The following is an 11,624-nucleotide window of genomic DNA, read 5'->3' as shown; positions in this document are numbered from 1 at the left end:
TCCTCTCGGTTTTAACCAGAGGTAATTATCAATTATCCATTATCAATTAATGAAAAAGTCTTTACTAAGGGAATTTAATCATCAGGATTTGGATTTATTTTATATTGTATTGTCCTTTAACGTCAATCATTATCTCTAACTAGATTTCTATAAATATCAGTTGTTGTATAAATCCCCTTGAATAATTTAATATTTTCTTAATATTGAGAATATAGAGACTATCTAAAATTAATTAGAAAACCTAAGTAATATTGATATCTACAGTCTCAAGATAATTGTTTTAAGTTGATTTTCGATGACAATTATTTATAGTTTATACTGTACCTAAGTAGAGCGATCAGGAATCAGATGTGAGAGTTTGAATATTTCCTAAAAGTATAGAATATAGCAGTTATTATGTTCATTTTTATTCTTTTTTTCTTCTCTGTTCCCTGTTCCCTAAAACTCTCCAATATCTCACAACTTAAATCATATTGCTATATATACAATTATTTTTATCTCTAGTACTCAAGTATATTTTCTGTTTGCTGTTTCAAGTTCAACAGAAATGCTTACATTCAGTGTTTCCTATCTAGAGCAAATATTAAATTAAATTTTTCTAGGTACTTAATTAAATATAAAACTATCCATTTATGAACTACTTAGCTCATTTACTTTTAGCAAAAAATACTCCCGAATCACAAATAGGAAATCTATTAGGTGACTTTGTAAAAGGTTATCTAGAAAAATATGAAACTATTTATAGCCATGAAATTCTCATGGGAATTAAAACCCATCGTCAAGTTGATTGTTTTACCGATACTCATCCAATATATTTGAGAAGTAAAAATCGGATTAGCAGTAGTCATAGACGTTTAGCAGGAATAATTATTGATATTTGTTACGACCATTTTCTGGCAAATCACTGGAGTTTATTTTGCCATGAAAACTTAGATGTTTTTGTGCAAAAAATCTACGTTATTTTGAAGGATAATCAGGAAATTTTACCTGAGAAGTTAAAAAAAATATTGCCGAAAATCATATCTGAGAATTGGCTTGTTTCCTACAAAAATATATCAGGAATTAACTTAACCTTTGTGCGCTTATCTAAACGTTTGAAGAGAGAAAATAATTTGGCTACTTCTGTTAATGAGCTGATGAAAAATTATCCTGAAATTGAGTCAGATTTTTTGATGTTTTTTCCAGAAGTTATGAATTATGTGAAAACTTTGCATAAGTGATAATGTAACCATAGTCAGCTTTTAGCTATTTGATAAATATTGATAATTAATTCAACTGTTGCGCTATAGTTTTTAGATTTTAGATAAACTTCCTGAGTGGTGCTCGCCTAATACCAACCTAACTCTTGTGAAATCATACATTTATTTGGCAATATCAAGCCGATATAAAGATAAAGCAATCGCCATTACTGGCGAGGACATTATCGCTCTTCTCAAATATAGTCACAGCAAGAATTTAATTTCTGTAGGTTGCCAATCCCACTCCTGCCCTATCGCGCCTTCTGACTTCAGCTATAAATAGGGTTTGCGCTCAAAAGTCTTATGGGTGAGGGTAGGAGTCAGGAGACAGGAAGAGTAAGGAATGAGCGAGAAGGCAGGAGGAAGAATTATTCCTCAATTTCTATGTCCAAATCTTCCTGTTAATACTAACTTTTTGAGGCTTTTCAACTCAAAGCGAGCGCACTTTTTCCAGACTTAAAAATGCCAAAAGCAATATCAGTAAACACTTTTATTCTTTTGAGCGCCAACCCTAAATAAGGCTTACTTATCAACCCTCAAAAGATTGACAGATTAAAGGCTAAAGCCTTTATCTGTCGAAAAAATCTAAGGTTTTCGGTTCTTCAAGCTCATGTGTGTTAGTATTTTGGGCTGACTATGGCAGAAAAATAAAGGGGCAAATATATCCGACTACCTCCTCTATAAATTCCCATTGCTCCCGACTCCTACCCTTACTATGCATACTTTTTCAGCAAACCCTAAATAGGTAGGCAAAATTACACCTAAAATAACTGTAGAACATAAATTTGCCCAAACCATTCTGACTCCTCTGTATATCTTATTCAAGTTTCATGAACATTATTTGTTACTACCTCTATAGGTGGTATTTCTTTAGATAAAGGTTTAATCTGATCTGGGTTAAAATTTAAGCTAGAAAACAAAGGCAAAATTTCTTTACTAAAAGCCTCTGCTGCCTTAGAACGGTAACGATTAGGATTATAAATAACTGATAATATTCTATTAATAACAATCTGATCTATTTTAACCGTAGTCAAAACCCCAATTTGTAATTCCTTCTCAATAGCAGAAACAGAAACAAAAGCCACCCCCAAACCAGACTGAACAGCATTTTTAATTGCCTCAATTGAGTTTAGTTCCATCTCCACTTTCAAACGGCGAGTATCAATCCCACTCTCGGATAATACTTGATCTATTACTTTGCGAATAGTAGATTGAGAGTCCAAAGTAATAAAGTTTAAGTGATACAAGTCATCTTTTTGAATAGTCTCCTTTTCCGCAAGAGAATGAGAAACAGGCAAAATTAAGGCCAGTTCATCCTCAGCATAAGGCACAACTTCCAAAGACTCCTGTAACTCCGGAGGAACTTCACCCCCAACAATAGCTAAATCTATTTGCCCATTAACCACACTCCAAGCTGTACGACGAGTAGAATGAACGTGTAACTGAACTGCCACATCAGGATATTTTTGTCTAAACATCCCAATCATTCGGGGTAGTAAATAAGTGCCAGTGGTTTGAGAAGCACCAACAATTAAAGTTCCCCCCTGAAGGTTTTGTAAATCCTCGATCGCCCGGCAAGTTTCTTGACAAAGAGATAATATTTTCTCACCGTAAGTAAGTAGTAGATGACCAGCTTCAGTTAATTGTGCCCGGCGGCCTCCACGGTCAAATAAGGGGACATTCAACTGTCGTTCTAAGTTTTGCACCTGTAAACTAACTGCTGGTTGAGAAACAAACAGACTATCGGCAGCTCGTTTAAAGCTACCTTCAGCAGCTATCGCTTTAAGAATGCGTAATTGGTCTAGGGTGAAAGGAAGCTCAGACATATTGTTAAAGGAAAAAGAAATTTAGGGAGTTGATGCCGAAATGATTCCCTAATGGACAAATTTCTGACCTAATGGCCTTTGATTTGACTTCATAGGTCGTTGGAAAGGACGAAGAGAATAGGGAAATGTTGACAAGTTTGAATTTACACTTTTTTGGTGTCTTAAAGAGCTTTTTATTTATAGCAATAACTACAAAGGTTAGGACTTATGTAAAAGCCGAAATTGAGGAAGATCAATAATCTGCCCTCTAATTTTTGCTATGGGTTGACTATTTTATAAGTTAGGAAAAAAGTGAAATATCTTTTCGTGCCCCTGGTCAACCTCTCTTCTCATCCCTTGGTATTTTCTAGTTAATCAATCAAGCTCTGATTGTCCTGTTTAGATTAAACTAAATCAGGGACAAAAGTGCCTGAGATATACTTTGAGGCTTTAAGTTTAGATTTACCGGAAGCATAAAGCTAACCTATAAATCTTAGGTGGAGATTGAGATTTCCACATTCCTCAGGCCAGGTGTAGCAGAAGTCAGAAGTCAGAAGTTAAATTCTTGCTATGACTATATTTGAGAGGAGCGAGAATATCCTAACTCCCCTGCCGACTGCTATATAAATAATTTCTTGGGGAAATTAGCCTCCACACTCAGCGCACTTCCTTCCCCATTCAAGGGATAGACAGTTTGCGTCCCTTTAGCATACTGCTGGAGGATTCCTCTAAAAGTTAACTTTTATTATCAATTTCCCATAGTGGCCATGTATAATGATTCCTTAACTCCTAGCCATTTGATTATCTTGGGGTTACTGTTAAGTTTTGCGATCGCTCATAGTGGTTTAGCTGCCCTCCGTTCCTGGGCAGAAACCAAAATTGGTCCTAGACTTTACCGCATCTTATTTGCCCTGGTCAGTCTACCACTAGCAGTAGTTCTGATTGTTTACTTTTTCAATCACCGTTACGATGGCTTACAGTTATGGCAACTGCAAGGTGTCCCAATTGTCAAACCTATAGTCTGGATATTATCAGCAATTTCATTCCTTTTCCTATACCCCTCTACATTCAATCTGTTAGAAATTGCAGCAATCCAGAAGCCGGAAGTCCATCTCCATGAAACAGGGATTATTCGCATTACTCGCCATCCCCAAATGGTAGGCCAAGTAATATGGTGTATTGCCCATACCCTTTGGTTAGGGACAAGCTTTACTTTAGTTACATCAGTTGGCCTTGTCTTACACCACTTATTTGGCGTTTGGCATGGGGATCGCCGACTTAAGGACCGTTTTGGTGAATCTTATGAGAAATTAAAATCTCGAACATCAGTTATTCCTTTTATGGCAATTATCCAAGGACGTCAAACCCTAGAGCTGCATGAGTTTCTCCGATGGGCTTATCTTGGGGTAGGAGTTTTTGTTCTCTTATTTTGGCAAGCTCATCCTCTATTAATCCGTGCAACTGGGAGCGTATACTGGTAGCATGATCCCAGGATATAAAAAATTTAATTAATATAGATTCAAGGATCATGGTTTTGTCAGTTAACGAAAAGACTTTTAAAAAAGAGGTCTTGGAATCCTCTCATCCTGTTTTAGTCCATTTTTGGGCATCTTGGTGTGGCCTTTGTAAAATGATTGTGCCCCAATTATTAAAATTTCAATCTGATTGGGATGGCCAATTAAAGCTTGTAGGAGTAAATGCTGACGAAAGTTTAAAGCTTGCTAGTAGCTATCAACTGAAAACTTTGCCTACTTTGATTTTATTTGAGGATGGCCAAATAGTTAATCGAGTGGATCATTTTCAGGCACGAGAAGATTTCCGAAGAACATTAGATGCTTTTATGTTGAGCTATCAAGAGCGTCACCTAAGTCAACCTTTGCAACTACAGTTAATTTCATCAGGTCAAAATTCAGGTATTAAGAAATCCCGATAGATAAGTCTAGGGATTTTTTTTGATTGGTAAATATTGGGAAACTTGCATCTGTAGCGGTCATTTCAGTTATTTGTTAATAGTTATCATTAGAAACGGCTGAAACTAGAGGCTTAAAATACTCAAGTTTATTGTTTTTATTCCCTATCCAAGGAAAAATTTGAGACCTTATTTCTTGGTCATTTTATCTATAGCGCTACGCGCTAGGGAATAGGGAATAGGGAATAGTAGATTCTCAAAGAGTTTCAGGATTTATAAATGTCAAATACCTTAATGCGTAACGTTCTAATTAGCATAGACTGGCAATTTGTGAATCTTTAATCATACTGTTGCTGAGTGTTAGATAAAGAGGTTAAAACTAGAAATGAAGGGAATAATAGTTTCCTTTGAATCTAGTTTTAGCCTCTTTCAGTTTTCTATTGATTTACAGTGTACGATGTTTTATCGCTGTATTTATCAGTATAAAAATTGCCATTATTTGAGTTAGCTATTATGACTAAACCTATTCAAAAATTCAGTCAATTATCAATTATAATCTTAGTAAAATTATTAGTAGTTTCAAGTTTGACTATTCCAGAAAAAGCTAGGGCATCTGAATTTTTTTCAATAGCTAAAAACTGGCAAAATCTACTTTTAAAATCCTCAGAAATATCAGAAAAATTACAATTTGAGCGGTCTTTTTTGTTAGCACAAAGTTATAAAGTAGGGGATTATGTGGAAGTGCTTTGGGAAGGAAACTGGTATCTAGGAAAAATTTTAGAAATTAATAATAATCAATATTGTATTACTTATCCAACTTATGAAAGTTCCTGGGATGAATGTATAGGTAGCGATCGGATTCGTCCTATTGAAGATAAAAATTCTACAGAAAAAATATTACGACTCAATCAATATGTGGAAGTATTATGGCAAAATCAATGGTATCTAGCCAAGATTTTTGATAACAAAAATAATCAATATTGTATAACTTATGTAGGTTATGAAAGTTCTTGGGATGAGTGTATTGATAGAGTTCGTATTCGCATTGCAGACCCTAGAAAAGTTGATGCAGAAAGACTGCGACTGGAAGGTTATCGTCGAAATACGAATACAAATATAGAACAAAATAATTCCGATATTTCTCAGAGAGATAATAATTATCAAATTAATAAATATGTAGAAGTTTTGTGGAAGAAGCAATGGTATTTAGCCAAGATTTTTGAGGTCAAAAATAATGAATATTGTATAACTTATGTAGGATATGAACGCTCCTGGGATGAATGTGTAGATAATGATCGCCTGCGACAAGTAGACTCTCGAAGAGCAGAAGCTGAAAGATTACGATTAGAAGCTGATAATTTAGTAAGCTATGCTAATGAATATCAAAAAGGTTTAAAAACTGCTAAAAAATCTCTGAAAATCTATCAAGAAATTGGAGATAAATCTGGGGAAGTACAAGTATTATCTAGTTTAGGATGGGCTTATTATTGGTTGAATGATTATGTTAATGCCATTGATTATTATCAGCAAAGTTTGAAGTTAGCTGAAGAAATTGATGATTTTTATGCAGCTACAGCAAGACTATATGACATATCACAACCTTATTTATATTTAGGAGATTATGAGAAAAGTCTGGAATATCAAAATCAATATTTAGCTAGAGGAAAAGAAATTAAGGACTCAGATATTCAAGCTCGTGCTTTGGAAGGAATCGGGAATATTTACTATTTTCAAAAAAATTACAATAAAGCTATGAAATACTATGAACAAAGTGCAGCAATGGGGAGAAAAGCATTCTATGTTGGTGGTGTTTATACTGCTTTAGGAAAACATGATAAAGCAATAGAATTTTTTGATAATATCGCGACTAAGACAAATGACCTTTACACAAAATCTGCCTCTTTTAATCAACTAGGTCAGAATTATTTAGCTTTAGGAAACAATGACAAAGCAATTAACTATTTTCAGGAACAATTAGCAATTTCTCAAGAAACCAAAGAAATCTATGGAGAATCAGAAGCTTTCAAAAGTTTAGGCATAACTTATTTAGCAAAAGGAGATTTAAAACAAGCAGAAAAAAACTTGCGTTCGGCAATCAAAGTCAAAGAATCAATCAGAGAAAAAATAGGTAGTAATGACTCATTAAAAGTTTCACTATTTGACACTCAAGCAGATACTTATAGTAAATTACAGAAAGTTTTAATTAAACAAAATAAAATAGAAGATGCTTTAGAAATTTCTGAACGAGGTCGTGCCAGAGCATTTGTAGAACTATTATTTGATCGCCTTTCTTCAAAAGCTATTACTAAAGCCAATATTGAACCTCCAACCTTCAAACAAATTAAAAAAATAGCTGCCCAACAAGCTGCAACAATAGTTGAATATTCTATTATTGAAGACCAACTTTATATCTGGGTAGTTCAACCAACAGGAGAAATAGTATTTCGCCAAATAGAGTTTAAATATGTTCTAGAAAATAAGACTTTAACTGACCTAATTATAGAGACTCGTCGGAAACTTTTGGTTAAACCATATCAACCACAATCTCAACTCAAAAAACTGCACAAATTATTAATTGAACCTATTGCAGATATTCTCCCAAGTAATCCTGAAGAACGGGTAATATTTATACCCCAAGGAGAGTTATTTTTAATTCCCTTTGTTGCCTTGATGGATAATCAAGAAAAATACTTAATCGAAAAACATACAATTCTAACTGCACCAGCAATTCAAATATTAGAATTAACTCACAAAAAACGAGTTGAAAATCAAAAAGCTAACCCCAAAAATGATTTAATTATTGGTTTACCCCGAAATAACGATATGGGAAATTTAGTAATAGGAAATCCATCAATGCCTAAACTAAACGAAAAACCATTAGACCCTTTAATTGGTGCTGAAGCAGAAGCAAAACAAATAGCTAATTTTCTAGAAACTCAAGCAGTAATTGGGGATATAGCAACTGAAAGTTTAGTAAAAAAACAAATAGAAAATGCACGAGTTATTCATGTAGCAACTCACGGTTTACTAACAGATATTACAGGTTTAGGAAAACCAGGAGCATTAGCATTTACTCCAGACAAAAATAACGATGGATTCCTTACTTATTATGAAATTTTAGAACTAAATTTGAATGCTGAATTAGTAGTATTAAGTGCTTGCGATACAGGGCGTGGTGAAATTACAGGGGATGGAGTAATAGGATTATCTCGTTCTTTTTTAGCAGCAGGTGCCCCTAGTATTGTGGTTTCTTTATGGAAAGTTCCAGACGATGCCACTCAGTCATTAATGGTGGAATTTTATCGTCAATTAGATGTTACTGGAAATAAAGCAGAAGCTCTAAGACAGGCAATGTTAACAACCCTAAAAAAGTTTCCTGAAGTTAAAAATTGGGCTGCATTTACTTTAATTGGAGAAGCAGTTTAGAAGGAAGAAGGAAGAAGAGAGAAGGAAGAAAGAAAGATGTATGTTGTAGTTACTCAAAAAGGTTGGGATTTTGCTAAAGAAACTCAACTTTTTAATACTTGTTTTTGACTTATAAAAATATTACTTTAGCCAAATACTTTACTGAGGCGATCGCTACTCAGAAAGAGACGTGGTAAAATTTACACTAGTAAAGCTATAAGAGAAATTACTTGAAAATGGCAGAAATTACTACTGACGAATTACCCGAAAGTTTACAGACTCTATTTATAGAAGTCGAACGCACAAAAACTCCACTAACTATTATCCATCAAGGAAAACCATTAGTGATCGTTTATCCTGCTATCACTGAAACTAAACGTCCTTCCAGTGGGGTAATGAAAGGAACTGGTAAAATATTAGGGGATATAGTCGCTCCTGCTGCCGAACCTATTCGTACCTCGTCTAACCGACTAGCTAGTTTGGGGCAGGATAGAGGCAAATTTGTCGTGCCGGAGGATTTTAACGAACCTTTGCCAGAAGAGATTACCGAAAAACTTAATAGTGTTTACAGTCAAAACTCCTCTGACTTAGATGAGAATATTGCTAAGATGCAGTTTAGCAGTTTGAGATGTGAAGAGTGGTAATGTATAGAGGAGAGATTTGGTGGGCAACACTTCCTCAACCTCTTGGTTCAGAACCAGGTTATCGCAGACCAGTATTAATCGTTCAAAATGACAGTTTTAATCGTAGCTTGATTCAAACTGTAATAGTGGTGGTTATCACTTCAAATCTAGAATTAGCAGAAGCACCCGGAAATGTTTTGCTGCCAAAAAAAGCAACTGGACTACCACGAGATTCTGTTGCTAATGTATCTCAAGTGATAACTCTGGATAAATTGTTTTTAGAACAACGAGTTGGTTCTTTATCGGAGGAGTTGCAGGAGAATGTTGATGAAGGTCTGCGTTTAGTTATGTATCTTTAGAGTAATCATTTGGAGAGCGCTACTCATGTAGGTTGGATGGAGGAACGAAACCCAACATAATATAGATACAGTTTAGGTTTTTGTTGGGTTGCGCTGTCGCTTAACCCAACCTACAATCTGAATACCTAAGCACCACCACCCAAGGACGATCCAACTTCTGCACCAGCAACTGATCCTGCTGCAGCTCCTGCTGGACCTCCAATCACTGCTCCAATAACTCCACCCAAGATAGCACCTGCTACTGCAGCTCCTGCAGCTTTTCCTACACCTTCTCCGAATCCTTTTGCGAATCCCTCTCCGAATTCCTTTACTGTGTTATCGTTGTCTTTCTTATTTTCGTTATTATTATCTTTCATCATCATCATCATCTTATCTTCCAATAGTATAATTTTTAATCAGATTTCAACCACCATTTAATATGAATGCTACAGGGGATTAAGACTTACCATTTCATCCTTAAATCTATGGTTTAATCTTTTCTTTATTATTGTCTTTACATCCGTGCTTTGTCTAGTCCAAAAATGTTCAAATTTGTTACTTTTGTTCTGACTCAAATTTATCTACTTTTGTAGAAAAATGTTAAAAATGTACTAGACTATTACCCAACGCAAGTGATAATACAAAAAACATACCTCCCCTTATCCTATGAACTTGGAAGAAGTTATAAAAATAGCCAACCAAATAGTTTCTGAGAAAACAGGCAAACCTCTAAGTGACATACAACAAGCAGTGCTTAAAGTAACTCTACAAAGGGAGACTTACCAAGATATTGCCAAACAATTTGATTGCTCTGAAGGTAATGTAAGAAAAGTTAGTGCAGAATTATGGCAGATAATTTCAGAAGAGTTAGGGGAAAAGGTTACTAAATCAAATTTTCGTTCAGCAATAGAGAGGTGGCAAAACTCTAACATTTTAAACCTGGCACAAGATGTTGTAGTGAGTGACAGTTTTAACATCTGTGAAAAAGAAAGACACCCCCCAGATACACCAAACTCACACCAACCTAACCAACAAAAATCTCACCCCAAACAACACCCAACGCCACATCAAGACTTAGACGAAATGCCAGAATTAGGCGACTTCTACAACCGCAACAGCGAACTCGAAACCCTAACCACCTGGATTTTACAACAACATTATCGTCTCATCGCACTCACGGGTATAACTGGTATCGGCAAAACTACATTAGCAGTAAAACTCGTTCAACAAATAAAAGATAATTTTGACTATGTAATTTGGCGCAGTCTCGAAACATCCCCCACTTTTGCCGAATTTCAAGCTGACTTAGTTCAGTTTTTCTCTGAGTCTCAAGAACAAAATTCACTCAAAAACACACAAAAACTTTTACCCCTAATCAAATATTTACAAAAGTATCGCTGTTTAGTCATCTTGGATGACATTCATCACCTTTTCAGTAGTGGGGAGTTGGCAGGAAAGTACAAACCAGGATACGAAGACTATGACTGCTTTTTAAAACAAATAGAAAAATTATCCCATCAAAGTTGCCTGCTATTAATAGGTTGGGAACAACCCATTAAACTTGCTCAACTAAAAAGCAAAAAAACTTCCATTCCTATTTTGCAACTAACTGGTTTAGATATCGCCAGCGCCAGAGAAATACTCAAAGATTATGGTTTAACAGAAATTGAAAATTGGGAAAAACTCATTCACTGCTACCAAGGCAACCCTTTATGGTTAAAAAGTGTGGCAAGTCAGATTCAAGAGTTGGAAGAAAATTTGATTGAGTTATTGCCCGATGATACCATTTTGTTACCAGAAGATTTGAAAGATATTTTACAGGAAATAAGCGATCGCCTCTCTCAATCAGAAAAACAAACTCTGTCACTCTTGGCAACAAAAAATCAACCTATTAGTCTGGCGCAACTGTTAGAAACTACAGAAACATCACCATCAGATTTACTCAACACATTACAATCTTTATCTCGGCGTTCCCTCATCGAAAAACAAGAAAATCTCTACAGTTTGCCACCTGTAGTCAGGAAATATAGCAGTAGTTTTTTTAGTTAGGACAGAGTTTGAGGTCGAATTTTGAGTGTCTGTGTTTCTATTGCGTATGGTGCAATAAGAATTTTTACTTAGAGGAAAATGGGAATTTTGAGGTGTCTGTGTTTCTATTGCGTATGGCGCAATAGGAATTTTTGCTTAGAGGAAAATGGGATGTTGAGGTGTCTGTGTTTCTATTGCGTATGGTGCAATAGGAATTTTTGCCTAGAGGAAAATGGGAATTTTGAGGTGTCTGTGTTTCTATTGCGTATGGCGCAATA

The 11,624-nt window shown here is 35.2% G+C and carries 9 protein-coding genes; 7 read left to right on the top strand and 2 right to left on the bottom strand.

What is annotated here, in order from left to right; all coding sequences use genetic code 11:
- Positions 1 to 632: 632 nt before the first annotated feature.
- A complete protein-coding gene (locus tag ACP6PL_RS23125) occupies positions 633 to 1,220 on the top strand; it encodes an acyl carrier protein phosphodiesterase (RefSeq protein ID WP_426547640.1) in 588 nt (195 codons plus the stop codon).
- An 839-nt stretch (positions 1,221 to 2,059) separates the two neighbouring features.
- Here ACP6PL_RS23125 and ACP6PL_RS23120 read toward each other — a convergent pair.
- Positions 2,060 to 3,064 (bottom strand): LysR family transcriptional regulator, encoded by a 1,005-nt coding sequence (locus ACP6PL_RS23120; protein ID WP_426547639.1) that lies wholly within the window; start codon positions 3,062 to 3,064, stop codon positions 2,060 to 2,062.
- 746 nt (positions 3,065 to 3,810) lie between these two features.
- Between ACP6PL_RS23120 and ACP6PL_RS23115 the strand changes: the two genes are divergently transcribed.
- From ACP6PL_RS23115 to ACP6PL_RS23095, 5 genes are all read left to right on the top strand, one after another.
- Complete coding sequence (locus ACP6PL_RS23115; protein ID WP_426547638.1) at positions 3,811 to 4,524, top strand: NnrU family protein; 714 nt, start codon at positions 3,811 to 3,813, stop codon at positions 4,522 to 4,524.
- Between the two features lie 47 nt (positions 4,525 to 4,571).
- The gene (locus ACP6PL_RS23110; RefSeq protein WP_426547637.1) at positions 4,572 to 4,976 is read left to right on the top strand and encodes a thioredoxin family protein; all 405 of its coding nucleotides are present in this window, start codon (positions 4,572 to 4,574) and stop codon (positions 4,974 to 4,976) included.
- 489 nt (positions 4,977 to 5,465) lie between these two features.
- Entirely contained in the window at positions 5,466 to 8,378 is a 2,913-nt protein-coding gene (locus ACP6PL_RS23105; RefSeq protein WP_426547636.1) for a CHAT domain-containing protein, read from the top strand.
- A 215-nt stretch (positions 8,379 to 8,593) separates the two neighbouring features.
- Positions 8,594 to 9,001: a hypothetical protein gene (locus ACP6PL_RS23100; RefSeq protein ID WP_426547635.1), complete on the top strand. Its 408-nt coding sequence runs from the start codon at positions 8,594 to 8,596 to the stop codon at positions 8,999 to 9,001.
- Positions 9,001 to 9,339, top strand: a complete 339-nt coding sequence (locus tag ACP6PL_RS23095; protein ID WP_426547641.1) for a type II toxin-antitoxin system PemK/MazF family toxin — start codon at positions 9,001 to 9,003, stop codon at positions 9,337 to 9,339. The genes ACP6PL_RS23100 and ACP6PL_RS23095 overlap by 1 nt, the downstream gene beginning before the upstream one ends.
- 125 nt (positions 9,340 to 9,464) lie before the next feature.
- Here ACP6PL_RS23095 and ACP6PL_RS23090 read toward each other — a convergent pair whose 3' ends face one another.
- Entirely contained in the window at positions 9,465 to 9,719 is a 255-nt protein-coding gene (locus tag ACP6PL_RS23090; RefSeq protein ID WP_426547634.1) for a hypothetical protein, read from the bottom strand.
- A gap of 265 nt (positions 9,720 to 9,984) precedes the next feature.
- On the opposite strand from ACP6PL_RS23090, the gene ACP6PL_RS23085 reads away from it, so the two are divergent.
- Positions 9,985 to 11,367, top strand: a complete 1,383-nt coding sequence (locus ACP6PL_RS23085) for a helix-turn-helix domain-containing protein (protein ID WP_426547633.1) — start codon at positions 9,985 to 9,987, stop codon at positions 11,365 to 11,367.
- The last annotated feature ends 257 nt before the right edge of the window (positions 11,368 to 11,624 follow it).

It is taken from the genome of Dapis purpurea BLCC-M126, from assembly GCF_050015975.1.
Taxonomy (GTDB): domain Bacteria; phylum Cyanobacteriota; class Cyanobacteriia; order Cyanobacteriales; family Microcoleaceae; genus Trichodesmium.
The sequence above is the reverse complement of the archived record's forward strand: the minus strand, read 5'-3'. Positions and strand labels throughout refer to the sequence as shown.